Below are 26,453 nucleotides of genomic sequence, written 5' to 3'. Positions count from 1 at the left end.
TTTGAACGACGATTTAGGGTTTTTTTTGAAAAATTTATGATAAAATAGAAAATGAATTCGAGAGATTTACCGGAGCGCAAATTAAACATCCGGAATAGAAAATATGGAGGTTCATAATGGCTAAGAGAGTACTTATTACAGATGATGCCGCTTTTATGCGCATGATGTTGAAAGACATTCTGACAAAGGGTGGTTATGAGATTGCCGGCGAGGCCGAAAATGGTAAGATCGCAATCGACAAGTATAACGAACTTAAGCCTGATCTTGTAACTCTTGATATTACCATGCCGGAGCTTGATGGTATTGGTGCTCTGAAGGGTATAAAGGCTGCGGATCCCAATGCTTGTTGCATTATGTGCTCGGCTATGGGCCAGCAGGCGATGGTAATCGAATCAATACAGGCCGGTGCGAAGGACTTTATTGTTAAGCCTTTCCAGGCAGACCGTGTATTAGAGGCGGTTAAGAAGGCTATCGGATAAATAATAAAATAAATCAATAAAAGTGGACTAATATTTTTTACAGATGCACCGATATATTTATTAGCAACGGAAAGCAACCTGTTTCCATGGAAGGGAAACGACATGGAAACAGGTTTTTTATGCCCTTTTTTAGGGACCGTTGCAGTGATCAAAGGATGGATCGCAAGCTTGATAACCATATAGAAAGCTGCCGGGCTGCCCCCTGGCAGCTTTCACGTGTTATGCCCTTATAATGATAAAATATGGCCCATTTAGGGAGAAAAAACTTATAGGTGTTATGAATAGTATGATACAATACATTCTAAAAGAAACGGAGGATGGAAGAAGTGGGAAGTATTAAGGATCTTTACGGTAAAGGTAAAACAGTATTATCATGTGAAATTTATCCGCCGAAAAAGGAGGATGAATTTAACAATATTTATACAAAACTTGAGCAGCTTTCGGAAATTAAGCCGGATTTTGTCAGTGTAACCTATGGCGCAGGCGGATCTAATGCCGGAAAGGCAGTTGAAATTGCAGATTACGCTAAGAATAAGGCGGGACTCGAAGTGGTGTCCCATATTACAAGTGTAGGCTTCAGTAAAGAAAAATTAGAGGAAGGTCTTAACAGGTTTAAGGACATTGGGATTGAAAATATCTTGGTTTTAAGAGGCGACAGACCGAAGCTTATGACTGATGAGCAGTTCAATACACGCGATTTCCTCCATGCCAGTGATATGGCTGAATATATCAAGGGAAAAGGCATGGATTTTACTTTGCTTGGAGCATGCTATCCGCATAAGCATCCTGAGGCAAAAACTGAGGAAGAGGATATAAACAATACAAAAACAAAGGTTGATAAGGGCTGTGATGTGCTCATATCGCAATTATTCTTCGAAAATGACTACTTTTATCGTCTGATCGATAAATTACATAACTTGGATGTAAAAGCGCCCATATCGGCCGGAATAATGCCAATTACGAGTGCAAAGCAGTTAGGGACTACAGTAACCCTTTCGGGAACTACCGTTCCGGAGGAATTATCATCTATTATTTCCAAATATGGAGACAATCCTGAGGAAATGAAAAAATATGGTCTTGATTATGCAATTAAACAGGCGTTGGAGTTAAAGAACAGAGGTGTTGACGGCATTCATTTCTATATCATGAATAAGCCCGAGCTGGCTAAAATACTGATGGATGCAGTTAGATAGGCACTTAAAATAACGCACGATATATAAAAGAGGCTATGAATTATGGTGAATATTCATAGCCTCTTTAAATATTTAATTAAAGATTTAATACATTACAGTGATTTAAACTTTTCGGTTGTTTCATTTAACTGCTCGGTAACATCAGTATTTTGATTGATAGCAAGCGATATCTTTTTGATTCCGCCGACAATCTCGGTAGAGCTCTCAGCAGACAGTGAAATAGCTTTAGAACTCTCCTGAATGGAAGTGGTTATCATTTGGATAGATTCTGCCATTTCAGTCATTATTTCATTTAGATTTTCAGCTTTTTCGGTGAAGGATACAAGCATATCGTCCATCAAATCGGCTGTATGCTCATATTTTTCGCCTGTATCAACGAATTCATCATAATCTGCAAGAACGGTACCATTGATGAAATCCAGGGCATTCTGAGCGTTTTTAGCCAGTTTATTAACTGCTTCGGTTACTTCATTACTTATAACCTGTATGTTTGCAGCGGTTTGTCTGCTGTTGTCGGCAAGGGCGCTAATTTCTGTTGCTACGACAGAAAAACCCTTTCCGGCTTCTCCGGCTCTTGCAGCCTCAATGGAAGCATTTAGCGAGAGCAGATTGGTTTGTGAAGCTATATCAAGTATGGTATTGGTTAGTTCGCTGATCTGTTCGACTTTCTCTGAATCCTTAACTGATTGAGAAAGTGTTTCGGAAAGAGCGAACATTTGATTGCCGGCATCGGCTTTTTTAGTGGTTACGCGAGATTTTAGCGTATTAGCCTCTTCTTTAATAGCGATTGCCGTTGCTGTACCTTTCTCAGCTTCATCTGTAATGGCCTTTGTAGCACCTGTGACATTATTAACTTTAGAATTAATAGATGACACTGTTTCTGCAAGTGTCTCCATGTTTGCAGACAATTCTTCAAGGGCAGCTGAGGAATTTGTAACATTGTCGTCAGCCATCCTCAGTTGAGAAGCAACCTCTTCTGAAGAAGAAGTAAGTATCTGTGAACCATTCTTGACATCACGCATGATTCCTTGCAAAGTCTCGATAAAATGATTGATACCACCTGTTATAAATAACAGCTCTGATTTAGTTTTTGTTTTAATTCTAGCGGTCAAATCACCATTTCCCTGCTCAATGTCCGAGATGATTTTGTTTACTTCATCACTTATAGAGCGGATCTTTCTCACAATATTTTTATAACTTATAAAGAAATTGATAATAATCAGTATTAGAATTACAGCCATACCGACCATTGCAACAATTTTTCCGGATGCAAGGAGGGCATTCATCGAAGTTATTGTCGCGTCCGACTGAGATGAAATTGCGTTATCAAGAGCTTTAGCGGAGTGGAAGATTGCGATTTTCTGAATCTCGGCTTTATCAAAGAGTATTTTATAAGCGGAATCACGGTCTCCGGCGTCACATTTTGCGATGGCGGAATCGATAAGATTCGATAATCTTTGATACTGATTTGATATTTCTCCAAGCTGTGTTGTAGCTTCTTCATCATTGGCTGAAGCAAAATCTTCATTCAGGGCCTTTATATCGCTTTCAATGGTTGAACGTACGGCATTTATCTGCGGAAGAAGGGCTTCCTTTGTTTCAACAGCATCAGCAGCGATATATCCCGTAGTCTGATCGTATAAGGACATTACATCGGATTTTAATGCCGCTTCATGCTGAGTCAGGGTCATCATTGAGCCAAACATCTGAATACTGCTGTTTGTGGATCTTTGCATGGATGACATAACAAGATTCATTACAACTATGAAAGCTATCAGCATTAAAAGATTCAGAGCCATAAGTTGAAACAAGATTGAATCTTTCTTTTTGACTGTTATATTAGCTGGATTTTTTAATTCGTTACTAGTGTTATTATTCATTCAGCCACCCTCCTTAAAGCTTTGAATACCATTCGGAAGTGATGGATTTGACTTCATTTATAAAGCCTTCTGGATCCAGCTCTCCGGTGGCGAATTTATAGAAAGCAAATGAGAGACCGTTCTGTCCCAGTCCGGATGGCATATTCTGCCAGTGCCAGTTTGATGTCTTTCCGGCAGAAATATAACTTGATATGACCTTGGCGAACGGGTCAGAAGCTACATATTTACAGTCCGTAAAGGGACTGATAAATCCTGCGCTTTCAACAAGAATTTTCTGGCCGGAGTCCTCGGAGCACCATTGGAGGAATGCCTTTGCTTCTTCTACATTTCCTTCCTTGGGAATGGCCCACCAGGATGGAGCACTGGTAAGGATTGTGTCCTGTCCGTCCAAGAAACAATATGGAAGCATTCCTACCTCAAAGTTTCCTGCAGCTGCATAATCTGCGGAAGAATCGCCTGTCATTGTAGCGCCTATCCAGGATCCCTGTGTTACGAAAGCATATTTTCCGGCTGCAAAATTGGCAACCTGTTCGTTGTATGCGCTTTCCGTAAGAACCGCAGGATCAGAATACTTTATAAAAAGGCTGATCATATTTGCAAAGGCTGAAAAACGCTCATCATCAATTTTTCCACTATCATTAAGCATATCAATATAAGTGGTATCAGTCCTGCCAAGTCCTGAGTCAAGGTAGGTGCCAAAGATATGGTTGCCTGCTGACCATCCTACATCATTTGGCTCTGCACAAAAGCCGATTACAGCGGTAAGACCAAGCTCGTTCTTTTTAGAATCAATGGTCTCAAATGCTGATTGCAGGGATTTCGGACCTGTGATTGAAGCAGGATCAATTCCGCATGAGGACAGGATGTTTGCATTATAGGCAAGGCCTATAGCCTCTGTAGTATAGGGGAATCCCAGAACGCCATAAGTGCTATCGGAATAGGAAGCATCAGTGCGTTGTACCCAGTCCTGGTCGCTTAAATCTTCAAGAAGACCATCCCAGTTACTGAAACCGGAAGCTTCGCAAGCGATTATATCAGGCATCTGATCGGAAAGATAATATCCCTTAAGCGTAGCCTGTGCATCTACGCCGGCGGGAACATTTATGACATTTACAGAGACGCCTGACTCTTTGGAGTATTCTTTTGCAAGATCCTCGATTTGAGAACCTACTTCGCTTTTTATGTTAAGTAGGGTAATAGCGCTGGATTCTGCAGGTTGTTCTGCTTCCTGGGCAGTTTTTGAGCATCCTGCGGACATAAGAATTAGCGAAAAGGCAGTAATTACGGAAATAATCTTTCTGTATACCATTTTTACCCATCCTTTCTGTGCACAAACAAGAGAGATAATACAGTACTATTTTAATTATATAGGCTAATAGTCGGCTGAATAATAAAACGTTTATTAAATATCATTATATAGATTAACTAAATTATATTAACAGATACGGTATCAGAACATCAATACATCAGAACATCAATATATCAACACGCGCCACAACAAATAGCACACAATTAAATATTCCTTGTAAAATAGCGGCTAAAATACTATAATCGAAGGGCAGTATCTTTTAGAAAGACGAGGAAAAACGCATGAAATTTTCAGAGATGCCATATGAACACATAGATATGGATAAAGTGAAGGCTTTTTTTGAAAAGCTGATGGCGGACAGTAAGGACGCTAAGAGTGGTGAGGAGCAATTTGCACTCCACAAGAGCTACTATGATTTTATGAACGATATCAGAACTAATATGACCATAGGATGCTTTAGACATGATGTGGATACCAAAGAGGAGTTTTATGCCAAGGAGCAGGAATATATTGACGAAATCAGACCTGTTATTGCACAGTATGATAACGACTACAAGAAGCTCATTTATAATTCGCCCTACAGAGATTATCTTGAGGAAAAGATCGGCAAGGTAGCTTTTAAAAATATGGAGCTTGAATTTGCTTCCATTGACGAGAAAATTCTTCCGCTTATGCAGGAAGAGAACGCCCTCATCAATAAGTATGACAATATTATCGCGTCTGCAAGGATTCCTTTTAAGGGAGAAGAGTACAATATTTCATTGCTGAGAAAATTCCTTACAGGTAACGACAGAGATGATCGTAAGGCGGCCTGGAAGGCTCTTTCAGACTACTTTATGTCTGTGACCGATGAAATTGACGATATTTATGATAAACTCGTTAAAAACAGGACAAAACAGGCAAAAGAACTGGGATATGAGAACTACATCGAGCTTGGATACAACCGTATGATGAGAAATTCTTACAGAAGACCTCAGGTTGAGAATTTCAGAAAGCAGGTTAAGGACTCATTTGTTCCGCTTGTTTGCAAGATTCAGGAGAAACGCCGCGAAGAGATTGGCGTTACAGAGCTCAAGTACTATGATAACGAGGTTTATTTTAAAAACGGAAATCCTGCACCGATCGGGACACCTGAGGAGATCATGAAAGCCGGACAGGATATGTACAGAGAGCTTTCGCCTGAAACAGCTGAATTTATCGATGTTATGATCGAAAACGAGCTCTTTGATGTACTTGGAAGAAAGAACAAGAAACAGGGCGGATATATGGATTTCTTGCCGAAATACAAGGTTCCGTTCATTTTCGCTAATTTCAACGGTACAGCCGGTGATGTAGACGTTGTCACACATGAGTGCGGACATGCATTCCAGGGTTATGTGACAAAAGATGAAGAGATTACCGAGCACAACGATATAACGATGGAAACGGCAGAGATTCATTCAATGTCAATGGAGTATTTCACCTACAACTGGATGGATAAGTTCTTTGGTGACAGAAAAGATGATTACTTCAAGATGCACATAAGAGATTCAATTACATTCATTCCTTACGGATGTATGGTTGATGAATTCCAGCATATAGTATATGAGAAGCCTGAGATGACACCAGCTGAAAGAAAACAGGTATGGAAGGATCTGGAAAAGACCTACAGACCATGGCTTGATTTTGATGGTGATCCCTTCTTTGCAGAGGGTGGATTCTGGCAGAAGCAGGGACACATTTTCTGGTCACCTTTCTATTACATCGATTATGTGCTTGCAAGTGTAATTGCTATGCAGTTTAAGGTATGGATGGACAAGGATTACAAGGATGCTTGGAAACATTATCTTGATCTTTGTAAGATTTCAGCAAGCAAGTTCTATGAAGATATGCTGGATGAGGTTGGATTAAAGAGTCCCTTCAGGGATGGCACAATCGCTGAACTTGCAGTAAACATGCAGGATAAGGCCAAATTGGAATAAAAAACGTAAAATAAAATGGCATGTGTTATTCTTCACATGCCATTTTTAATGCTCTAATTGTAGAATTATGCGTTATTTCTTTGCTAAAAGCGCATTCAGCTTCTCTTTGTTAATCTGGCCATTTGCTACGGTATTAGCCATCCAGATCTTAAGAGACTCTACTGTCTGGTCAATCTGAGCGAGCTGCTTCTGGATATTAACGAAATCAGGAAGCTCATCATCAGATATAACGCCGTCAGCAGTGATATCTATAAGTCTGTTTCTCTGCTCATCAAGCGAATTGAGAGAAGAGAGCATTGCAAGAACAATCTCGGAGAGTGTTGACTCTTTGGCAACAGGTACGGAATCCTGACCGATTCTGCACTCGTGTGTACAGTAAAAATTGCATAATTCGGGCTTTTTATAGGCCTCTGCCATAGCAACAACATCTTCCGGCTGAATCGCAGTCTTTTCGGTTTCTATTTTTTCAAGGCGGCTTTCGCTGATAAAACCGATACGCTCACTGGCCTGTGCTCTTGTGAGACCTGCTTCCTCGCGGCTTTCAAAGTAAATATTCTTGTTTTCCTTGATGGATTTTTTCCCCATTTTTGCTCCTCCATAGAACTCTTTCATTCAATAATATACGAGATTACAGCACTTGTCTAATAATATATGCAGGCAATTTGAAAATTACACAATAAAAACCCCGGAGATCCGGAGTTTTTATCGTAGAAGAAGGTTTATAGAATAAGGATTATACTGCTGTGTTCTGCTTTGTAAGATTTATCCATCCCTTTATATCTGATACTCCGGGATATAACTTATATCCGCCCTCTTCGGGGATGGCAAGTGTGGGAGCCTGCATGATACCTAGCTCCTGAGCAAGGTCTGAGTTGTCATTTGCATCCATAAGCTCGTATTTGACACCGGCTGTATCCAGAAGAGCAGTGGCTATTTTGCAATTTGGACAAGTCTTTGTCTTGAATAAAAGTACCGAATTCATATCGGGTGTTTTTATATTTATCAGGTTGTTTTCAAGCTCTGCGGCAGTTTTTACTGAAACTGATACATTCTCGCGTTTCAAAGTTGAATGTGCTACATCATATACTTTTCGATCTTTATATTCCTGAGCCTTACCATCGTTCCAGTTTGCAACAGGACGATAATAACCTGTAATACGGCTGTAAACCTCGGTTTTTGCACCGCATATAGGACAAACAGTCTGCTCACCGGAGAGATATCCGTGTTCCTTACAAATAGAATAGGTTGGTGACATTGTGTAGTAAGGAAGCTTGTAGTTCTCGGCAATTTTTCGCACAAGATTGGCAGCGGCTTTCCAGTCAGGAAGCTTTTCTCCTAAAAATGCATGAAATACGGTTCCCGAGGTATACAATGTCTGTAATTCATCCTGAATATCAAGAGCTGAGAAAATATCCTCAGTGTAGCCTACAGGCAGATGGGATGAATTGGTGTAATAAGGCGTTTCAGCCATGTTCGCGGTTATGATATCTGGATAAAGTTCCTTATCATGCTTAGCAAAGCGATATGTGGTGGATTCAGCAGGCGTAGCCTCGAGGTTGTAGAGATCACCGTACTGCTCCTGGTAATCGGATAGACGGTCTCTCATATGGGTGAGAACTTCCTTGGTAAACTGCTGAACTTTCTCGTTTGTCATGTCGGCTCTAAGCCACTTTGCATTCAGACCCACTTCGTTCATTCCGATAAGTCCAATGGTTGAGAAGTGGTTGCTGAAGGATCCGAGATATCTCTTGGTGTAAGGATATAAGCCCTGTTCAAGAAGTTTGCTAATAACCTGACGCTTAGTATTAAGGCTTCTTGCAGCGACATCCATGAGATGATCCAATTGACTGTAGAAGTCATTTTTGTCCTTCGCAAGGTATGCAATTCTGGGCATGTTGATAGTAACTACGCCGATAGAACCTGTTGATTCGCCGGACCCGAAGAATCCGCCTGATTTTTTCCTTAGTTCGCGAAGATCGAGGCGCAGTCTGCAGCACATGGAACGAACATCGCTGGGCTCCATGTCTGAATTTATATAATTTGAGAAATACGGTGTGCCGTATTTTGCAGTCATTTCGAAGAGAAGTTTGTTATTTTCAGTCTCGCTCCAATCAAAATCACTTGTTATTGAATAGGTGGGGATGGGATACTGGAATCCACGTCCGTTGGCATCTCCTTCAATCATTATCTCGATAAATGCCTTGTTGACCATGTCCATCTCACGCTGGCAGTCGCCATAGGTGAAATCAACTTCTTTTCCGCCGACAATAGCGTTAAGGTTCCTAAGATCGGCAGGAACGGTCCAATCCAGAGTGATGTTGGAAAACGGTGCCTGTGTGCCCCATCTGCTTGGAGTATTGACTCCGTAAACAAAGGACTGGATACACTGCTTGACATCTTCATAGGAAAGGTTATCAATTTTCACGAAAGGAGCAAGATATGTATCAAATGACGAGAAAGCCTGCGCACCTGCCCACTCGTTCTGCATGATTCCAAGGAAATTGACCATCTGGTTGCAAAGAGTGGAGAGATGGTTGGCAGGAGCGGATGTAATCTTGCCGGGAATGCCGCCAAGTCCTTCCTGAATCAGCTGTTTAAGACTCCATCCTGCGCAATATCCTGATAGCATGGCAAGGTCATGGATGTGAATTGCAGCGCTTCTGTGAGCTTTTGCAATCTCTTCGTCATATACCTCTGACAGCCAGTAATTTGCTGTAATGGCGCCTGAATTTGAGAGAATGAGACCACCGATAGAGTAGGTAACCGTTGAATTCTCCTTAACACGCCAGTCATTGATTTTGAGGTAGTCATTTACAAGATCCTTGTAGTTTAAAAGTGCAGAGTTGATATTGCGGACCTTCTCACGCTGTTTTCTGTAGAGAATGTAAGTCTTGGCAACGTCGGAATAACCTGATTCTGAGAGCACTTTCTCAACACTGTCCTGAATCTGTTCTACTGTTATCTTATTGTTTGAGATTTTGCTTTCGAAATCTGAAGCTACCCGAAGAGCCACAAGATCTATCACACTTGTGTGATAGGGCTTATCAAGAGCTACAAAAGCTTTGATTATAGCAGATGATATTTTTGAAATATCAAAACTCGCAATACTACCGTCTCGTTTTACTACATCATACATAAGAACACCCCCAAAAAACTTAAATACCCACTACATATAAGGTATCACATAAAATGTGGACGGTCAATATATAGGCAATTTATTAATTATAAACACTATATATTGTGTTATCCGTTTCTTTGCGGCAAAAACGGCATGATTACAAGTGTTTCTTAAAAGAGCTATTTCAGATATGTTTTGTTTGCCTTATAATATTAGACGTGATAAATTATTTTCTTATGACAGAGGTTAATGCAATTGAAACAATATAATTATGAATTTACTGCAGCATCAGAGGTAACCAAGGCTTTATCAGAGGTCTATGCATATACTCAGAGAACGTCGTTCAAGTCTATACTTTTCCACTTGTACACCATAGCATTTGGCAGGGAAGAGATACATGAAATCCAGCAGGAAATAAAAGAGATGTATCCCGATGCACATATAGCAGGTACCAGTTCAAATGGGGACATCTGTGATGGCCATTTGGCTGAATCCGGACTGGTTATGGCTGTTTCTATTTTTGAGAGTACAGAGATTGGTGTTCATCTTTTTGAAACAGAGGAAGGCCGCGAAGAGGACACGGGAAGAGATATTTGTCGCAGCATAGATGTAACGGATAGCATAAAAGCCGCAGAAATACTAATGACCTTGAAATCTATAAACAGTACCAAGATTCTCAGGGAAGCTGAAAAGTGCGAGAAAAGTGTAAAAATCTTTGGGGCAGGTAGTGCAGGGAAAAAGATTGAAGAAAACGTAACAATGGTTATCGGGGATACTGAAACGTCGGAGCATGGCGTAGTTCTTGTGACTTACTCGGGTGATGATTTTCATATAGATATTCATCATGCTATCGGATGGAAGCCGCTCGGAAGAGATCTGACTGTAACCAGGATAGAGGATAAGAGGCTGTACGAGCTTGACGGGGTGCCGGCAGGTGATATCTACAGTAAATATCTGGACATACAGGCAGATGAGAATTTCTTTGCCAATATTTTGGAATTCCCGATTATGTCCAACCAGCATGGACATGAAGTACTGCGTATGCCGTTTTCCTGCAATACCGAGGATAGATCACTAATGCTTGCGGCTGATATTAAGCAGGGTTCTAAGGTTAACCTGTCCTACGGAGATCCTGACGTTATTAAATCCGATGTTGAGGACCTTGTGTGGAATGTAAGAAGCTTTGCTCCACAGGCAGTATTTCTGTATTCCTGCGGCGTCAGACGCCTCTATTGGAAATATCTGATTAATAAGGAGACCGGTCCATTCAGCCTGATTGCGCCTGTAAGTGGTTTTTATTCAAGTGGCGAGATCATGCGTATGGGTGAATACATAATCGAACATCATGTTACGCTTATGGCTATCGGAATGCGAGAGGGCGGACAGGCTATGTCGCAGCCTACCGGTATAGGAGATAAGGAGATAGAGGTTCCTGAGGAGCACAAGATGCATGATCAGCTGTCAATGGTTAGAAGATTGGCTAATTTCATAAATGTGACAGCAGCTGAGCTTCGGGAAGCAAATGAGAATCTGCAGGAAAAATTGCAGGATAGAACTAAAAATTAATAGGAGATATAATAAATTATGAAAAGTAGAAAAAGTTTTGTTGTTTCGGGGGTTTTTGCTCTTCTTGCGCTGATTCTGATTATTCTTGTTAAGAATGTGGATGTTGCCGTAGTTCCGGAGACGGGCAAGCCGATGGGATTTTATAGCATAAATACTGCATTTCATAACATTTTCGGAATAAATATCATGTGGTATAAAATAACGGAGATTTTCGGAATTCTTGCACTTCTGGTGTGTGCTGTGTTTGCTTTGATCGGACTTTTACAACTTATAAAAAGAAAAAGCATAACCGAAGTCGACCCTGTTATCATAAAGCTTGGATGCCTTTATGCGGTGGTTATAGCTCTTTATGCATTGTTTGAAAAGGTGATTATCAATTACAGGCCGATAATAATGCCGGATGCTACCGAAGCGGAAGCTTCATTCCCGTCTTCGCATACAATGCTCATCTGCGTGGTAATGGCCAGCACAATTATGGTAATTGGGAATTATATTAAAGATGAAAAGCTGTTGAAGCTTCTGAAGATCTGCTGCGCAGTAATTATGGTTGTTACCGTAGTGGGCAGACTTATCTGCGGAGTACACTGGCTTACAGATATTCTTGGAGGAATTCTTATAAGTTCGGCACTCCTTTTCCTATTTAAAGGCATAGCAGATAAGGATCTAAGATAATAATAGCAAGAGATATTAAATAAATATGAGTTAGTGACTGGCCCAGTCAGCGATAATGTCCGCTGTCTGGGTTATTTGATTATAATTGGAGATTTCCGGCTCTCCATCACCGCTTTGGATACCATAACTTCCAAAATAGGAATGAATGCCGCCGAGAATGATATGCTCCTCGGAATCCTTAGGCCAGTATTTCTTGCTCTTTTCATAATTTTCACGATCGAGTACTTGGTCATTCGAGCCATAAATCGAAAGGAGACGGAGATTGCTGTTTGATAGATCTTCCGTCGGATATGAAGCGCAAAGAATAATTCCGCTGTACTCAGAAGACATAGTTACATCTTCAGAACTGCCGCCTTCTTCGGGGATGAGGTTTTTCCCAAGATGAACACATGCAGCAACGCCTCCGAGAGAATGCCCTGCCAAGTACCAGTCGAGTTCCTCAGCTTCCTTGTTGAATTCCTCATACCCGGAAGTGATTCGGTCTACTGCATTTGTGCTAAGCAGTGCCAGGTTTTCAGGCATTCTTGGTAAAAGGCATATATATCCTCTTGCAGCAAGCTCATACATAAGTCCGTTGTAGGAGGTATATTCTACTTTTCCGCCCGGATAAAATACAATAACAGCCTTAATTTCCTGCTTTTGAGGGATAAAGACCGCTCCGTCTTTGGTTGAATATGAGTGCACGTCATTTCGAAGTAATTCCTGAATGTTCTCAGTAATGCTCAGGTCTGCGCGGTAGTAGCTGCTTGTGTACAGCTTGAAAGCGATTATGAGAACAGCAGCAATAAAAATGAGTGCTATTATTATCCATTTAAGAAATTTTTTTATTTTTTTCAAAGCATCACGCCTTCTTTGTTTGATTATTTCTAATTCAGTATATCACAATATGAGAGTCATAATTGTAATAGTTGCATGTATATGATTTTAAAGTTTATAATTATAATTCCAAACGAGTTTTATATACGATAGGGGAGGATAAAATGTCATTATTAAAGCTTAAAGCGGCTACAAAGGATTATTTATGGGGCGGAAACAAGCTTGTACAGGATTTTGGGAAAACTCCTGCCGGTGAGGTTACTGCCGAGAGTTGGGAGCTGTCGTGCTATCCCGGAAGTGAATCCGTAATTGAAAATGGCGAATTTGCTAACAAGACCATAACCGAATATATAGAAAAAAACGGCAGGGGAGTTCTGGGATCAAAATGTGAACAGTTCAAAGATTTTCCTGTCCTTATCAAGTTCATTGATGCAAAAAAAGATCTTTCACTTCAGGTTCATCCGTCCGACGAATATGCAAAAGAGCATGAAAATCAGTATGGTAAAACCGAAATGTGGTACATTATCGATGCTGAAAAGGATGCCTTTTTATACTATGGCTTCAATCGTGAGATTACAAAGGATGAATTTGCGGCAAGGATTGAAAATCAGACTCTGACAGAGGTTTTGAATGCATATCCGGTAAAAAAAGGTGACGTGATTTTTATTGAGGCGGGAACCCTGCATGCCATAGGTGCAGGCATACTTCTTGCAGAAATTCAGCAGAATTCGAATGTAACGTACCGCGTATATGATTATGGCAGACGTGATAAAAACGGAAATCTGAGGGAATTACATGTAGAAAAAGCTATGGATGTTACTACGCTTGCACCGGTTACTAAGGTTCACCCTAAGGACGGTCACATCGCTGCATGTAAGTATTTCACTGTGGACAAAGTTGTTACATCACAACAGACTGGCAACAAATTCTGCGGAAATATCGGAAAGGAATCCTTCCTTCATGTACTTATAGTGGATGGAAGCGGAGTAATACGCTGTGAAAACGAAGAAATGGTTTACAAAAAGGGTGACAGCTTTTTCCTTCCCGCAGGAAGTGGAGAATATGAGATAGAAGGATGCTGTGAAGCACTTCTTACCTATGAAGAATAAATAACAACTGTGATATAAAACTGAATTAATAACTGGAGGCCTTCCGCAAATTCTGCGGAAGGCTTTGTTTATATTCAGCGTGTTAGATGACCAACATGTTACCAAAGTGTTACACATATTTCAATTTATCGAAAAAACACTTAAAAAATCCTTGACATTTTTTTGGCAAATGTTAGAATTGTTCCTATGTTGCAAAAAATTGCAAACATATAGACAATACCAAAAAGGAGGAAAAAAGTAATGGGGAAATTTTCTAGAATGGGGGCCGCCGCTCTTGTAGCAGCTTTATCATTTTCCATGGTTGCACCGATAAGTGCAAATGCGGAAATAATGAAGAATTATGATGCAGCGACGGATACATACACTTATTGTAACGAGGATACAAATGAGGTTGTAACTTTTAAGGCAGATGAGGGAAAGATGGAGGATACAAGCCTTCTTTATATCGAAAAGAAGGTTTATTACGTCAATGTAGGTCAGTATATGGAGATTCCTTCGATTTATACCACACCGGATGTCGTAAAGTTTACAGGTTTTAAGTCAAGCAGTAAGAATCTTAAACTCAGAATGTATGATTCTTTCGAAGCAACAAATACCGGAAGCCCGAAATATGCGTACTATAAGAAGGTGGATGGAAAAAAATTATATTTTTACAGAGATGTTAATGGAAACATGCAGTCTGCTGAGTGGGATGCGCTTAAGGAGATGTACAAGGGATCAGGATGGTACAGATTACAGTTCTATGCTAAGAAACCCGGTAAGTACAAGGTTAATTTTAACGCAGTTAACGCTCAGGGCGCTGTTGTAGCCAACAAGAGCATTACGATTATCGCTAAGGCTGATACGAGAGCAATCAAGTCAATTACCTTTGCCGGCAAGAATGTTCTAAAAGACACCGACGGAGATGGCAGAGACGATTATAGAAACTATTATGCAAAAACCGGCAACTACACAACAAAGAAAAAAGGTAAACTTGTTGTAACTGCCAATAAGGGTTATAAGATCAAAAAACTCGAAATAAGTAGTGCGGTTGTTGCAGCAGATAAGCCCGATGACGGATGGGAAGGAACAAAGAATAAAGGCACAGAAGAGGTTGATCTTAACGGAAACGGCAGAACAGATGATGTTGTAAACGGTCAGTCAGAGAAATCAGTAAACAGAGTCTGGAAAACCATTAAGAATAAGAAGACCTTAAAGCTCAGTACAACGAGCGAGGATGCAGAAGTAGATTACAGCCTGGTTAACAAGAAGGACAATAGCAAGACCAAGGTTAGAAAGACAAACGGAATAATTCATCCGACATTCCTTCGTGTAACATACTACGATACAAAGAATAAGAGGACAGTAAGAGAAGTATATGAGTTATGGCTTCTCAAAAAGTAATTGATTATGAAAAGAAATAAAAACAGTTAAACAGTACTCGGCAAAAACTGAATAACAGTAAAAAGGCTTCCCCGATCGAAGCCTTCCCCTTTGGGGGAAGGTGGCACGAAGTGCCGGATGAGGGGAAGCCTTTTTTCGTCTTCACGACAATTATTCGAATAATTTAAGCAACGTTCTCGTCTTTCTTGCCTGCATTCTTCTGATTTCTCTGTGCAATAAGTACCTTGGCAGCAATGCCTGCAAGTACAAGAGACAGAGCAACAAGAAGTACGGCGATTCCTGCCTGGATAAGAGCCCAAACATCTGCTGCACCTGTTGTGTAAGCAGTAAGCTTAGCTGTTATTGTCTGGAAAAGTGAGCAAACAGTTACAGCAAGCATAAAGATCATAGGAATGAAGAACATCTTGTTGTTCTTGCCTACAGCACCGAGCCATGTGCAAACAGCGATAAGACCTACAGCTGCAAGAAGCTGGTTTGCTGCACCGAACAGAGGCCAAATCTTTGTATAACCGGTCATACCAAGGCTTACACCAAGAACAACTGTTATTGCTGTTGCAACATAAGGATTGGCAAGTACCTTCTTGTATCCGGTAGCATCCTTTGCTGTCTGGCCTTGCTCAAGGAAGAACTCCTGGAACATGTATCTTGCAAGTCTTGTAGCTGTATCAAGTGATGTCAGGCAGAATACGGATACTGCAAGGATAAGCATCTGGTACATGATATTCTGTACGCCGGGAGCAAAACTTCCGATCATAGCTGAAAGACCGCCGGCAAATACCTGTGTGGGGCTTGCGTAGGTTCCGTCAGAAGCTGCAGACCATACAAAGCCGATTGCACAAAGAGAGATAACAGCAACTGTACACTCGATGAGCATTGAGCCGTATGCAACGGGGCGTGCGTTCTTCTCATTATCAAGCTGCTTAGCGGTTGTTCCGGATGAAACAAGTGAGTGGAATCCGGAGATAGCGCCACATGCGATTGTTACGAAAAGTGCAGGGAAAGCGGTTCCTGTTGTGAATACGCCGGTTCCCTTAAGAGATGCATCTCCCATAGCGGGAACTGCAAACTGGCCGTGGCCTGTAACTACTGCACCGAGTACAGCAATAACACCTGCTGCAATCATGAAGTAGAGAAGGAAAGAGCTGAGATAATCTCTGGGCTGCAGAAGGATCCATACAGGAGTTACTGAAGCAACCAGGATGTAAGCTCCAAGTATCCACATCCAAGCGTTGTATGAGAGTGCGATAGGATGGAAGTTAAGGCCGATAGCCACAATAGCAGCTATGCCAACACATCCGAATACAGAAGCAACACCTACAGGGGCATTTTTTCTGTAAACAAAATAACCAAATACCATAGCAAGTGCTATGAAAAGTAATGAAATCATTGCTGTGGACTCGTTTGCGGCAAGAGTTGCACCCTCAACAGCAGCGCCTGCAGCGGTAGTTGTACCAAAAGTACTTGCTACGATTGAACTGAAGGCTGCTACAACGAGCAGAAGTGTCAGATAGCCGAAGGTAAGGAACAACTTCTTAGCTGTTCTTCCCATGGAATCATCAATGATTTCGCCGATAGACTGTCCCTTGTGACGAAGGGAAGCGAAAAGAGCGCCAAAATCATGGACACCTCCAAAGAAAATACCTCCGATAAGAACCCAGAGCAGAACCGGAACCCATCCGAAAACTGCGGCCTGAATAGGACCGTTGATGGGGCCTGCACCTGCGATTGATGAAAAATGGTGACCCATAAGTACGGGTGTTTTTGCGGGAACATAGTCCATGCCATCCTCAAGCTCGTGAGCCGGAGTCTTACGGCTGGGATCGATTCCCCACTGTTTTGCAAGCCAGCCGCCATAGAAAACATAACCGGCAGCGAGGATTGCAACACTTACAATAAGTAATACTGCTGCATTCATACTTTTTCTCCTCCTTAGAAATCCCCTTAGGGTATATGTCAACTGACGGATTTATAATCCAGATCAGTTGCAGCCTCAGTGATGTTATTACAGATAACATGTGTTTTGCTATAGACATCCGAAAGCAGTTCTTTCAGCTCGCGTCCTGAATAATTGGTGCTTACTTCACCATCATCCATGGAAATAACCGCGAGCCTAGCCTCGCTGTGTCCACGGAAATTGAAAAGATAACCTCTGTCGTAACGGAACTTTCGAATGGCCTTTTTTAATGATTTATCCGGTGTCTTGGAAGTCAGAATCACGAAAGTCAGATATGTGCACATGTGATCCTTCTCGGGATATTTCTCGCCGTGTCTTACCAGTTCAGGTTCTGCGTAATCCGTGATGACCGACATGATGTCATTAAGAGTGTCCTCTGTCAGCGCGTCTTCCTTTATAAAAAGAACATGCTCAAATGCCTTGATGGACCAGAGAGTTGCTTCTTTTTTTAGTACATACTTTTCGCTGAGTGAGCAGAACCGTGCGTATGCGGCGTAATCAGTGTCCCCCAAACTGAAATTTTCAGTGATATCGAAGCTGGCTTCGTATCTGCGAAGAAGCTCCTTTAAATAGGCATCCCTGAAATTCATACAAACCTCTTTCCCATAATCAGCAATTCGTATAAAAACACTTCGAATTAACTGATTAAATATAACTTAGAGTCACTTTATCACTTTGACGCGCTATTGCAAGATGACAAATTTAATCAGTTTTTTTGAAAATAGATTAATTTTGTAATGTATTTTGGGAAATTTGCTATTTTTATGCGTTATATTTATACTTAATAAAGAGGCATCAAGTGCTGAATCTGACGGGGAGATAGAGAGCTCTGAGAGAGTTGCTCTTCTCTGCCCGTTTAAATGGCCGGTAAGGCTGGCAAATCTGAAGAGGTGTCTGCTGGTAACAAGAATTCCTGTCGAAGATACCGGTAAAGAGCTGGTGATTATAAATCTCCACCTGGAGGCCTATGATAAGGGAGAAAGAAAAATTGCGCAGACGAAGCTTCTTAAGGATTATCTGGAAAAAGAGTGTGAAAAAGGCAATTATGTGATTGCTGGAGGAGATTTTAATCAGGTCTTTTCAAACATAGAAAAATACCCTTAAATAACCAAGCTTAAGGGCATTTTATTGTTTCGATATCATATGTTACGGATACGTTTTGGGATTCGGTATTTCCGGCCCATTTATTAAGGATACGTTCAAGCACCACTTTTACCGAGTCTTCGCGATTTGACTCCGGAATCAGAAGCCAGAACTGATTTTTACCCTTTCTTGTGAATACATCGCTGAATCTCATGGATGATCTCAGAACACCGGCAAATGCATCCATTATTTCCTCAGTCCGGTCACTTTCAATACCTTCAGCAAAATTCAGTGTAATTATTCCAAACTGAACCAGAGAATTATAATTAAAAATTGAACGCTTTAAATAGCGGTAAACAGTTGTAAAGGCCTCGTTTGATACTTCATATGAGCCACTGGGTTCGCCTCGTTCATCAAGAACTGCGAAACTGTTCTTGATGTTGGTGTTGATGTCAGGAAGTGGCTTTGCATCATCTGACTGGAAAAGGCAAAAGCTGTGTTTACCGTTCTGCTTAACCTGGTAGAGTGCTTTATCGGCTTTTTTGAAAAGTTCTCCGTACTCTGTGCCCTCTGCAGGTACAAATACGGCTCCTACGGAGACTCCGAGCGGAATATCCACCTCATTTCCCAGAATTCTTTCGGCTTCGGCCTTCAGCATGCGGTTAAGCTGCTTGGTTTTGGCATCTATTATGAATTTATCCTTGATGTTGTTGCAGAAAATGATGAACTCATCACCGCCGATTCTGCCCACGACATCTTTATTCCTGATGACGGTTTTTAAAATTCCGGCAAAGCTCACAAGAACTTCATCGCCCGCATCGTGCCCTACGAGATCATTAACCAGTTTGAAGGAATCAAGGTCGATAACCATGAGGACTCCGGACCTGTGCTTACAGCACTCTGTGATCTCTGATTCAGCATAACTCTTGTTATATAATCCGGTAAGCAGATCCGTTCTGGCCTCAGCTTCGAGGTTTTTCATATGCTGAATATTGTCAAAAACACGCCCGACGCGGCTAAGAAGAATGTCCTTGCTGCAAGGCTTATGGATATAATCGGCAGCGCCGACCCTGAAACCCATTGTCTCCTGTTCCTCGCGTTCATCCGAGGTCATGAAAATCATGGGTACGCCTGAGCCGTATTTATCCTTGAATTTCTTTTGAAGCTCGAAACCGGACATGTGCGGCATAAGAAGATCTGTAATTACAAGTTGGGGATTTTCTTTATCAAAAACAGAAAGAGCCTCTTCACCTGAAGAAGCGCAGACTACGTCATAATCATTCTCAAGCATGGTTTTTGTAATGTAACGGTATATTTCTTCGTCATCTACAACCATAATTTTTTGCATAGTAATACCTCGGCTGTTTTTGTGCGCAGATTTCCGAGAACGTTACTATTTTACCATGTTTGTGGTAAGATAGACTCGCTATGCTCATTAATTTTATGAAAATTTTATGAGAGGGAAAAAAGTTTGGGAGGAAATAAAAATGAGTGAACAAAGATTTGACCCGATGACGGGTCAGCCCATTAATTCGGGAAATTCAAGCGGTTATAAGTTTGATCCCATGACAGGTAAACCGATTAATCAACAGCCTGTCACACAGCAGACGACATATGCTTATGATCCGGTAGCTATTGAGAGGGAACAATCAGCCAGGAACAAAAAACTTGCCCTTGTAGTACTTGGAATAGGAGCTGTGCTGTTTCTTGTTCTTATAGTTTTCGGGGCATTTAGCGCAGCAAAGTATTTTAGTGAGAAGCTTCCGAACCAGGATGCAGAGCTTATCGGACAAAATACGGTGGAAGAGCCCGCAGAACCGGATGAACCTGTGGTAGATGAACCTTTTGTGGAAGAGCCTGCAGAGGAACCTGTAGACGAGGAACCTATAGAGGAGGCTGCAGAGGAGCCGGCAGTGGAAGAGGCTGCAGAGGAGCCGGCAGTGGAGCCCACAGAGGAGGCTACGAGTGAACCGGCAGTAACCGAAGAAAATACGCTTCAGGCAAATACACCCTCAGGAGACAGAAAATCCTGTGATCCTTATGATATTTCTGCATTTACGGTTGGAAGAATTACTTATCAGCTCCCTGAGAAAGTTAGCGACTTTCTGGAGGACGGCTGGTCCTTTAGCAGTGAGCAGGATGCATCAACAACTATTCCGGCAGGCGGACTTGAGTGCATGTGGCTCTACTATCCCGGGGATGAAGCACATGTAATGACCAGTATCAGGAACTTCAGCCTTGATGCTAAGGAAGCCAGAGACTGTTATATTACTGAAATTGATTTCAACACACCTACGGTACAGACCATGGGCGTACCCGTAACAGCTCATGGAAAAGATATATCTGTCGGCATAAGCACCAAAGGGGACGTTATAAAGGCTCTTGGAGTGCCGGACAGAGAGAATGATAACGCATATTACTACTATGGGGAAAATGCCGATGAGGATGAGTCCTCATATAAATACACAACAATTATGATGGGCGATGATGACATTGTTGAGATAATCTCGGTGCGTAATGAGCTTGAACCAACTGATCTGGAGCAGACAGAGGTAAGCACGGATGCTCCCGACTATCTTAGCTATTACGTTGCGCCTTCATCACTTGGATGTGATCCGTTATCCGGTAATTTCAAGCTAAATGGCGTAGTTTACAACCTTCCAGTACCGCTCCAGGTTCTTGTGGACAATGGCTGGAAGTACGACTATGACGAATCATATTCAATCGGAGCCGGACAGGGCGGCGTTATTGATATGTATAAAGGTGACAGCCGTATTTACATTGTGGCTTATAACAGCTCCGATAAAGCATGCATCCTTAAGAACACTATTGTGACCAGTCTGACTGTATATCAATCAGACTATTATCCGGTTGATATAGAGTTTCCAGGCGGCCTCAATCCTGATATGACCGAAAATGAGGTTAAGACCTTTTTGAACAAAAATAATATTACAAATTACGACTATACCAGGGATATCGCAATTTATACTATTCCTTTTGATCAGACCGGTGACGACAGAAGCCAGTCAGGCAACAGATATGAGATAGATTTAGGTGAGGATGGCGTCATCTACAGTATTGATATCACGTGCTATGGATGGCTTGCACAGTAACACCCGAATAATGGTATAATAATAGTACTACTGTAGTTTTTTATGAGGGGTATACCATATGAGGACTGATAGTAAAAACGGAAAAGTGACAGTTTATCCTGAGGGCAGGATAGATTCCAATACAGCTGACGGGGTTTTCAAGGAACTTGCGGAGATTACCGCGGAAAATGAAGGCGCAGAATTTGAAATCAACATGGAGGCGGTTGAATATATTTCCAGCGCCGGACTGCGATCCTTCATGAAGCTCCAAAAGAGCGGAATTTCAATGAAACTTACCGAACTTAGCCCTTCAGTTTACGAGATATTTGAGGTGACCGGTTTTACCGAAATTCTAGATATTAAAAAGGCGTATCGCAGGATTTCCGTGGATGGCTGTGAAGTCATCGGGCGCGGCTTTTATGGGACTGTGTACAGGATAGACGATGATACCATTGTCAAAGCTTATAGCTCGCCGGATAGCTTATCCATGATAGAGAATGAGCAGAAAAAGGCAAAACAGGCCTTTCTCAACGGAATTCCCACAGCAATATCGTATGATATTGTGAGAATCGGGGACAGCTACGGATCTGTATTTGAGATGCTAAAGGCAAATACCTTTAATGATCTAATAAAGGATAATCCTGAGGATGCTGATAATATCATTAAGACCTATGTGGATTTTATTAAGCAGGTTCATGAGACAGAAATGCCCCCCGGCGAACTGCATTATGCCAGGGATAATTTCTTACAAGCGTTGGACGTGGTGCGGAAATATTTATCTGACGATGAGTACGAGATATTAAAAGGATATTTGCAGAAGCTCCCGGATGATAATCACGTTATACACGGCGATTTTCAGATGAAAAATGTGATGATGGTGGACGGGGAGCCCATGCTGATAGATATGGACACCCTTGCCGTGGGACAGCCGATTTTCGACCTTGCGGGTCTTTATGTTTCCTATAAGTCATTCGTGGAGGATGAACCCGGAAATTGCATGATGTTCTTGGGAATACCGGATGAAATGGGAGACAGAATCTGGAACGGAATAATAGATAACTATTTTTCCGAAAAGTCAGCAGCAGAAAAGGAATCTATCTGTGACAAGATCAAGCTGGCTGCGGCAATACGCTTCCTCTATATTCTGGAGATATCGGATTACAAGAATTCGGACCTCGGTCAGGTAAGAATAGAGCATACCAAGGAGCACATAAAGGAACTCATTCCGAAGGTCGATTCATTACTTTTTCCATGAAGTGGCAATCGTGAAGATATTTTTATCGTCCTCACGCTTGTATGAGACTTCATCCATACTCTTCTTTACTATGAAGATTCCAAGACCGCCAATTTTCCGTTCCTCAGCGGAAAGAGTGGTGTCCGGATCTTCTCTTTCAAGAGGATTATAGGCAAAACCGGAATCAATGAAAGTTATAGTGGCTTTGGAGGCATTTTGATCAACATCAATTAAAATGGTCGCATCACCGCTGCCATCACTATAGGCATAGCTTGCTATATTGACAAAAATCTCTTCAACCGCAACATCAATCTGCATCTGAACCTTCATGGTGCAGCCTGCGTTTTCAAGCTCTTCGTCAACAATGGCAAGAAGATCGTTCAACTTTTCCACTTTCGCTTCAAGAGTTATTTCTTTCATGGCGGTACCCCTCATATAAATCTGTTATAATAATACCATACACCAAAAAATATGAAAATATTAGTTGCATATCGACTAATCCACAAAAGATGAAAGATAGGGCAGGATGTTTTGCTCTATATGATATATAACAGAAGCACAACACGTATTAGAATAAGACCATGAACAAAACAAAAACATGATTAAAGCCAAAAAGGAGGAGATATCATGAATATAACACTTGAAGCTATTGAAAAAGTAATGGAACTTACAGGCGTGGAGTACAAAACAGCAAAGGAAGCCCTTGAGAAAACAGACGGCAACATTGATGAGGCTGTAAAGCTTATTCAGCCTTCCGCAAATGACATCGGCGATGACGTTAAGTGCCTCATTGATCAGCTTAAGAAAAAAGTTGGAGAGGGCAATGTAGATCGTATCCAGATCAAAAAGGATGATGAGGTTATTCTCAGTGTTCCCGTAAATGTCGGAATTATCGGCGGCATCGTTGGTCTTGCAACTGCCCCCTGGGCACTGATTGCCGGATCTGTTGCAGCTTTCGGACTTGGATGCAAACTCATCGTAGTGAAGAAGGATGGTTCTACAGACGAAATTAAGTAAAAACTGAATAAGGTAACGCAGAAATACCTCAAAAGCCGAGTCTTTTGGGGTATTTCTTTTTGTGAATAAATGTTTATAATGATAAAGATTCTTGTTATACCCGAAGGAGTTTTAAAATGATAATGCTTAAGCAGATGATAATTCTGTTCGTTTTAATGGGCGTAGGAATTATCTGCAGAAAAACTAAGATGATGAACGATGCGGTCAGTAAAGGAATGTCCGCCATCGTAGTAAATATTGCAAGTCCGGCATTTATTCTGTCTGCGGGAATAAACCAGGAGACATATATCGGACCTGACATGCTGATAACCTGTGCAATAGTAACGGTTGTTATCTATGCAGAGCTTATAATTATCGCGGTTTTCCTGCCAAAGCTCCTTCGAGTGGATGCTAAGCATGTGGGGACCTACAGAGTTATGACAATATTCTCAAACATAGGCTTCATGGGCTTCCCTATAATTCTTGCGATGTATGGCGAGACGGGACTTTTATATGCTGCGTTTTTCCAGTTTCCCTTTAATCTTCTGATCTACACCTATGGCATAAGTGTTATGCAGGGTGATAGCAAAGACGGAGAAGGGCTGAATATCCAGTGGAAAAAGATTTTTAATGTAGGCGTCATAGCAGTTTTTGTGTCCGTTGCACTCTTTTTATTCAGGGTGAGGGTTCCAGCTTCCATTGAGAGTGTCATAGATTCTCTGAGCGGCCTTACGGTGCCCATGAGTATGATGGTAATAGGTTATTCTCTTGCGGGAATGAAGCTTAAGGAGCTGTTTTCCAAAAAGAGGCTCCTGGTATTTGCACTCATTAAGCTGATCATAATACCTGTTGTTACCATTTTCTGGCTGCATTTCTTCATCACGGACAAGATTCTGCTCGGTGTATGCTTCGTTATGGTTGCAACTCCGGTAGGAAGTATGACAGCTATGCTGGCTGAGGCCTATGACGGGGACAAAGAAACAGCATCTATGGGCGTTGCGCTGACGACGCTTTTGTCGGTGTTTACAATTCCGCTGTGCGGATTGTTTGTTCAAAGCTTGAGGTAGCCGGTTATGACTACATTAGAGATTCTGAGATTACTTATTTTTCCGAAAACTGTATATGTGAGTGAGGATCGGAAGCTTTCTGTGGTCGACAGGATTGAGGACGGGGAAGCTGTCAGGATTTTTTATTCGGATAAAACCAGAGAATCGGGCGTGTATCTGGAGAAGCATAAGCGAAAATACCCGCTTTTTAAATATATGGTGATGCTGAAGGATATCTGCAGAAAATACAGCGGGTTACATAAGGCACTCATGATAGGCGGTGGAGGGCTGGTTTTTGCAGAGGTTTTTCTTGGAATTGATAAAAAGAATTCCATGACCGCGGTGGAGATGGATAATCGCTGTATAGATGTAGCAGACAGATTCTTTGGAATAAAAGAAAGCGACAGGCTTGAAATAAAATGCATGGCAGGCGAAAGCTACATATCACAGATTGCGGAATATAACCTTAGAGTAAGTGATAACAAGAAAATTCTCTATGATTTTATCCTGTACGATGCCTATGTAGGAGACAGGATAGCAAGAGGGCTTGTTACCGAGAATATGCTGAAAATGACAAAGATGATCATGAAGCCTGATGGAATTATCGCTATGAATGTTATCAACGATGCAGGTGGAACTGTGAAGATGCAGACTTATATTACGCAGAAGTTCCTGCAGGGGATATTCAAATATACGAGCCTTACAATGTGTGAAAACAGAGGAAACAGTATTCTTCTGGCTTCTGACAGAATGCTATAGATGAGTCATACAATATTGTATGGGTGGTTGTATGGTGGTCATACTCCGACATATCTTCGGCGAAGGTATATACCTAAACCCAGTAGCCCGAAGGTCTCAGTGAAGTGGAAGATAAGTGAGGACCATACAATACCTATTCTATAGTCGCCTACAGTTACTGTCTGCATTCCGAGCAAAACGAAGGATATCAGGAAAAAACTTATAAGTAAAAGGGCCATTGCTTTTAATAGTCTGTCCTTAAGACATATTCCCGTCATGAAAAGACCTAGAAGGAGCGCCACAAGAAGGCTTATATATTTAAAGCCGTGAGAGCTGTTGTAAATCATGACATATTGCTCACGAAGTTCTTTCGTGTAATCGGCAAGTTCTGTAAGATTCAAAATGAATTTCCTGTATACAATTGAAGAAATATCATAAACAAGGCGTACGCCGACCAGTATCACGCCCCAGAGCTCAAGGAGCTGGATTATTGCATCACCGGAGAGAGTCGGAACGCTTGAGCCCATTACCTCCTGCTGAAGGACCGCCATTTTGAGTTTGTCGGATTCCTCCACGACAGAGAGGGATTTTTTTAGCGCACGCCATTTTGACACAAAAACGATTGCCATCACGAGAACCGCGAGTGATGACACGATGAACTGGCTCATCAGAATGCGGGAATTCAGCATGTCCGGACGGGATGCGTTTTTCGATCTGATGAGCTGTCTTGCAATAAACAGTATTAAGTTCGCCAGGAGATGAATCCCTGACGCGCAGAATAATGAATCCGATAAATAATGGGTTTTTCTGTTTATGAACATATT

Annotated in this window: 23 protein-coding genes; 13 read left to right on the top strand and 10 right to left on the bottom strand. The window is 41.6% G+C overall.

Annotation, left to right across the window (positions count from 1 at the left end; genetic code table 11):
- The first annotated feature begins 116 nt into the window (after positions 1-116).
- Both G630_RS0106755 and G630_RS0106750 read left to right on the top strand, forming a co-directional pair.
- Entirely contained in the window at positions 117-479 is a 363-nt protein-coding gene (locus G630_RS0106755; RefSeq protein WP_022761203.1) for a response regulator, read from the top strand.
- Positions 480-805: 326 nt separating this feature from the next.
- Positions 806-1,672 carry a methylenetetrahydrofolate reductase gene (locus G630_RS0106750; protein WP_196805763.1) on the top strand — a complete coding sequence of 289 codons (867 nt, stop codon included), beginning with the start codon at positions 806-808 and terminating at the stop codon, positions 1,670-1,672.
- Positions 1,673-1,764: 92 nt separating this feature from the next.
- Here G630_RS0106750 and G630_RS0106745 read toward each other — a convergent pair whose 3' ends face one another.
- Positions 1,765-3,552: a methyl-accepting chemotaxis protein gene (locus G630_RS0106745; RefSeq protein WP_026498139.1), complete on the bottom strand. Its 1,788-nt coding sequence runs from the start codon at positions 3,550-3,552 to the stop codon at positions 1,765-1,767.
- A gap of 13 nt (positions 3,553-3,565) precedes the next feature.
- The gene (locus G630_RS0106740; RefSeq protein WP_026498138.1) at positions 3,566-4,861 is read right to left on the bottom strand and encodes an ABC transporter substrate-binding protein; all 1,296 of its coding nucleotides are present in this window, start codon (positions 4,859-4,861) and stop codon (positions 3,566-3,568) included.
- A gap of 281 nt (positions 4,862-5,142) precedes the next feature.
- On the opposite strand from G630_RS0106740, the gene G630_RS0106735 reads away from it, so the two are divergent.
- Positions 5,143-6,822: a M3 family oligoendopeptidase gene (locus G630_RS0106735; protein ID WP_026498137.1), complete on the top strand. Its 1,680-nt coding sequence runs from the start codon at positions 5,143-5,145 to the stop codon at positions 6,820-6,822.
- Between the two features lie 72 nt (positions 6,823-6,894).
- Here the strand turns inward: G630_RS0106735 and G630_RS0106730 are convergent, their stop codons facing one another.
- Complete coding sequence (locus tag G630_RS0106730) at positions 6,895-7,407, bottom strand: helix-turn-helix domain-containing protein (protein WP_026498136.1); 513 nt, start codon at positions 7,405-7,407, stop codon at positions 6,895-6,897.
- Positions 7,408-7,555: 148 nt separating this feature from the next.
- Positions 7,556-9,958: a ribonucleoside triphosphate reductase gene (locus G630_RS0106725; RefSeq protein ID WP_026498135.1), complete on the bottom strand. Its 2,403-nt coding sequence runs from the start codon at positions 9,956-9,958 to the stop codon at positions 7,556-7,558.
- Positions 9,959-10,195: 237 nt separating this feature from the next.
- On the opposite strand from G630_RS0106725, the gene G630_RS0106720 reads away from it, so the two are divergent.
- Together G630_RS0106720 and G630_RS0106715 are read left to right on the top strand one after the other, a co-directional pair.
- Positions 10,196-11,506 (top strand): FIST signal transduction protein, encoded by a 1,311-nt coding sequence (locus tag G630_RS0106720; RefSeq protein WP_026498134.1) that lies wholly within the window; start codon positions 10,196-10,198, stop codon positions 11,504-11,506.
- 18 nt (positions 11,507-11,524) lie between these two features.
- Positions 11,525-12,178 carry a phosphatase PAP2 family protein gene (locus G630_RS0106715; RefSeq protein WP_026498133.1) on the top strand — a complete coding sequence of 218 codons (654 nt, stop codon included), beginning with the start codon at positions 11,525-11,527 and terminating at the stop codon, positions 12,176-12,178.
- A 30-nt stretch (positions 12,179-12,208) separates the two neighbouring features.
- Here G630_RS0106715 and G630_RS0106710 read toward each other — a convergent pair whose 3' ends face one another.
- A complete protein-coding gene (locus G630_RS0106710) occupies positions 12,209-13,015 on the bottom strand; it encodes an alpha/beta hydrolase (RefSeq protein ID WP_044958895.1) in 807 nt (268 codons plus the stop codon).
- A 143-nt stretch (positions 13,016-13,158) separates the two neighbouring features.
- Here G630_RS0106710 and G630_RS0106705 point away from each other — a divergent pair, with 143 nt between their 5' ends.
- Positions 13,159-14,103, top strand: a complete 945-nt coding sequence (locus tag G630_RS0106705) for a type I phosphomannose isomerase catalytic subunit (protein ID WP_026498131.1) — start codon at positions 13,159-13,161, stop codon at positions 14,101-14,103.
- A gap of 240 nt (positions 14,104-14,343) precedes the next feature.
- A complete protein-coding gene (locus tag G630_RS0106695) occupies positions 14,344-15,486 on the top strand; it encodes a hypothetical protein (RefSeq protein ID WP_026498130.1) in 1,143 nt (380 codons plus the stop codon).
- Positions 15,487-15,649: 163 nt separating this feature from the next.
- On the opposite strand, the gene G630_RS0106690 is transcribed toward G630_RS0106695, so the two are convergent.
- Together G630_RS0106690 and G630_RS21035 are read right to left on the bottom strand one after the other, a co-directional pair.
- Positions 15,650-17,401: a carbon starvation CstA family protein gene (locus tag G630_RS0106690; RefSeq protein WP_022761190.1), complete on the bottom strand. Its 1,752-nt coding sequence runs from the start codon at positions 17,399-17,401 to the stop codon at positions 15,650-15,652.
- 38 nt (positions 17,402-17,439) lie between these two features.
- Entirely contained in the window at positions 17,440-18,030 is a 591-nt protein-coding gene (locus G630_RS21035) for a hypothetical protein (protein ID WP_049946128.1), read from the bottom strand.
- Positions 18,031-18,184: 154 nt separating this feature from the next.
- Here G630_RS21035 and G630_RS0106680 point away from each other — a divergent pair, with 154 nt between their 5' ends.
- On the top strand, positions 18,185-18,544 hold the full coding sequence (locus G630_RS0106680) for a hypothetical protein (RefSeq protein ID WP_196805762.1): 360 nt from the start codon (positions 18,185-18,187) through the stop codon (positions 18,542-18,544).
- Between the two features lie 10 nt (positions 18,545-18,554).
- Here the strand turns inward: G630_RS0106680 and G630_RS0106675 are convergent, their stop codons facing one another.
- Positions 18,555-19,871, bottom strand: coding sequence for a diguanylate cyclase domain-containing protein (locus tag G630_RS0106675; protein WP_022761187.1), 1,317 nt, complete (start codon positions 19,869-19,871; stop codon positions 18,555-18,557).
- A 139-nt stretch (positions 19,872-20,010) separates the two neighbouring features.
- Here G630_RS0106675 and G630_RS0106670 point away from each other — a divergent pair, with 139 nt between their 5' ends.
- Together G630_RS0106670 and G630_RS0106665 are read left to right on the top strand one after the other, a co-directional pair.
- The gene (locus G630_RS0106670) at positions 20,011-21,636 is read left to right on the top strand and encodes a hypothetical protein (RefSeq protein WP_022761186.1); all 1,626 of its coding nucleotides are present in this window, start codon (positions 20,011-20,013) and stop codon (positions 21,634-21,636) included.
- A gap of 58 nt (positions 21,637-21,694) precedes the next feature.
- Entirely contained in the window at positions 21,695-22,870 is a 1,176-nt protein-coding gene (locus G630_RS0106665) for a phosphotransferase (protein WP_022761185.1), read from the top strand.
- Here the strand turns inward: G630_RS0106665 and G630_RS0106660 are convergent.
- Entirely contained in the window at positions 22,856-23,269 is a 414-nt protein-coding gene (locus tag G630_RS0106660; protein WP_026498128.1) for an ATP-binding protein, read from the bottom strand. The two genes, G630_RS0106665 and G630_RS0106660, sit on opposite strands and share 15 nt — an antisense overlap.
- A gap of 207 nt (positions 23,270-23,476) precedes the next feature.
- Here G630_RS0106660 and G630_RS0106655 point away from each other — a divergent pair, with 207 nt between their 5' ends.
- The 3 genes from G630_RS0106655 (at position 23,477) to G630_RS0106645 (ending at position 25,650) form a co-directional block, all read left to right on the top strand.
- Positions 23,477-23,866, top strand: a complete 390-nt coding sequence (locus G630_RS0106655) for a DUF4342 domain-containing protein (RefSeq protein ID WP_026498127.1) — start codon at positions 23,477-23,479, stop codon at positions 23,864-23,866.
- A 116-nt stretch (positions 23,867-23,982) separates the two neighbouring features.
- Complete coding sequence (locus tag G630_RS0106650) at positions 23,983-24,912, top strand: AEC family transporter (protein ID WP_026498126.1); 930 nt, start codon at positions 23,983-23,985, stop codon at positions 24,910-24,912.
- A 6-nt stretch (positions 24,913-24,918) separates the two neighbouring features.
- Positions 24,919-25,650: a spermidine synthase gene (locus G630_RS0106645; RefSeq protein WP_026498125.1), complete on the top strand. Its 732-nt coding sequence runs from the start codon at positions 24,919-24,921 to the stop codon at positions 25,648-25,650.
- Positions 25,651-25,688: 38 nt separating this feature from the next.
- On the opposite strand, the gene G630_RS24605 is transcribed toward G630_RS0106645, so the two are convergent.
- Positions 25,689-26,297 carry a hypothetical protein gene (locus G630_RS24605; RefSeq protein WP_196805761.1) on the bottom strand — a complete coding sequence of 203 codons (609 nt, stop codon included), beginning with the start codon at positions 26,295-26,297 and terminating at the stop codon, positions 25,689-25,691.
- Positions 26,298-26,453 lie beyond the last annotated feature (156 nt).

Source organism: Butyrivibrio sp. WCD2001 (assembly GCF_000424485.1).
GTDB lineage: Bacteria > Bacillota > Clostridia > Lachnospirales > Lachnospiraceae > Butyrivibrio.
The sequence above is the reverse complement of the archived record's forward strand: the minus strand, read 5'-3'. Positions and strand labels throughout refer to the sequence as shown.

What these genes read in the sequence shown, in the direction of transcription:
- G630_RS0106755 (WP_022761203.1), top strand. Translation starts at nt 117, where the DNA reads ATGGCTAAGAGAGTACTTATTACAGATGATGCCGCTTTTATGCGCATG.
- G630_RS0106745 (WP_026498139.1), bottom strand. Translation starts at nt 3,552, where the DNA reads ATGAATAATAACACTAGTAACGAATTAAAAAATCCAGCTAATATAACA.
- G630_RS0106740 (WP_026498138.1), bottom strand. Translation starts at nt 4,861, where the DNA reads ATGGTATACAGAAAGATTATTTCCGTAATTACTGCCTTTTCGCTAATT.
- G630_RS0106735 (WP_026498137.1), top strand. Translation starts at nt 5,143, where the DNA reads ATGAAATTTTCAGAGATGCCATATGAACACATAGATATGGATAAAGTG.
- G630_RS0106730 (WP_026498136.1), bottom strand. Translation starts at nt 7,407, where the DNA reads ATGGGGAAAAAATCCATCAAGGAAAACAAGAATATTTACTTTGAAAGC.
- G630_RS0106725 (WP_026498135.1), bottom strand. Translation starts at nt 9,958, where the DNA reads ATGTATGATGTAGTAAAACGAGACGGTAGTATTGCGAGTTTTGATATT.
- G630_RS0106715 (WP_026498133.1), top strand. Translation starts at nt 11,525, where the DNA reads ATGAAAAGTAGAAAAAGTTTTGTTGTTTCGGGGGTTTTTGCTCTTCTT.
- G630_RS0106705 (WP_026498131.1), top strand. Translation starts at nt 13,159, where the DNA reads ATGTCATTATTAAAGCTTAAAGCGGCTACAAAGGATTATTTATGGGGC.
- G630_RS0106695 (WP_026498130.1), top strand. Translation starts at nt 14,344, where the DNA reads ATGGGGAAATTTTCTAGAATGGGGGCCGCCGCTCTTGTAGCAGCTTTA.
- G630_RS0106690 (WP_022761190.1), bottom strand. Translation starts at nt 17,401, where the DNA reads ATGAATGCAGCAGTATTACTTATTGTAAGTGTTGCAATCCTCGCTGCC.
- G630_RS21035 (WP_049946128.1), bottom strand. Translation starts at nt 18,030, where the DNA reads ATGAATTTCAGGGATGCCTATTTAAAGGAGCTTCTTCGCAGATACGAA.
- G630_RS0106675 (WP_022761187.1), bottom strand. Translation starts at nt 19,871, where the DNA reads ATGCAAAAAATTATGGTTGTAGATGACGAAGAAATATACCGTTACATT.
- G630_RS0106670 (WP_022761186.1), top strand. Translation starts at nt 20,011, where the DNA reads ATGAGTGAACAAAGATTTGACCCGATGACGGGTCAGCCCATTAATTCG.
- G630_RS0106665 (WP_022761185.1), top strand. Translation starts at nt 21,695, where the DNA reads ATGAGGACTGATAGTAAAAACGGAAAAGTGACAGTTTATCCTGAGGGC.
- G630_RS0106660 (WP_026498128.1), bottom strand. Translation starts at nt 23,269, where the DNA reads ATGAAAGAAATAACTCTTGAAGCGAAAGTGGAAAAGTTGAACGATCTT.
- G630_RS0106655 (WP_026498127.1), top strand. Translation starts at nt 23,477, where the DNA reads ATGAATATAACACTTGAAGCTATTGAAAAAGTAATGGAACTTACAGGC.
- G630_RS0106650 (WP_026498126.1), top strand. Translation starts at nt 23,983, where the DNA reads ATGATAATGCTTAAGCAGATGATAATTCTGTTCGTTTTAATGGGCGTA.
- G630_RS0106645 (WP_026498125.1), top strand. Translation starts at nt 24,919, where the DNA reads ATGACTACATTAGAGATTCTGAGATTACTTATTTTTCCGAAAACTGTA.
- G630_RS24605 (WP_196805761.1), bottom strand. Translation starts at nt 26,297, where the DNA reads ATGAGCCAGTTCATCGTGTCATCACTCGCGGTTCTCGTGATGGCAATC.